Raw genomic sequence first — 305 nt, 5'->3', positions numbered from 1 at the left:
ATGGTTCACTCCAACAACGGAGACAGGTAAATTATGGACGAAAAGAAGCTTAAAGCCCTTGCGGCTGAACTGGCTAAAGGCCTCAAAACCGAGGCCGACCTCAATCAGTTTTCCCGTATGCAGACGAAATTAACTGTCGAAACGGTGCTTAATGCGGAACTAACTGACCATCTCGGGCATGAAAAAAGCTACATCCGGTAGTAAACATTATCAGTGGGTTATGCGATATGATTTGAGCCGTTTTCAGACAATCGCAGGGCCAGTACCTCGTCAGTCAACTGACGGTAAATCTGCTGTTCAGTCTC

At 46.6% G+C, this 305-nt stretch carries 1 protein-coding gene and 1 pseudogene; one reads left to right on the top strand and one right to left on the bottom strand.

Annotated elements, in window-relative coordinates; genetic code table 11:
• Nucleotides 1-33 precede the first annotated feature (33 nt).
• Nucleotides 34-189: pseudogene (locus tag ACUU1M_RS20805) on the top strand (IS256 family transposase); the annotation flags it as partial.
• 29 nt (nucleotides 190-218) lie between these two features.
• Here the strand turns inward: ACUU1M_RS20805 and ACUU1M_RS20800 are convergent.
• On the bottom strand, nucleotides 219-305 hold an 87-nt coding region (locus tag ACUU1M_RS20800), incomplete at its 5' end, for a hypothetical protein (protein WP_423827758.1).

It is taken from the genome of Shigella sp. SIG6 (genome assembly GCF_053555815.1).
The sequence above is the reverse complement of the archived record's forward strand: the minus strand, read 5'-3'. Positions and strand labels throughout refer to the sequence as shown.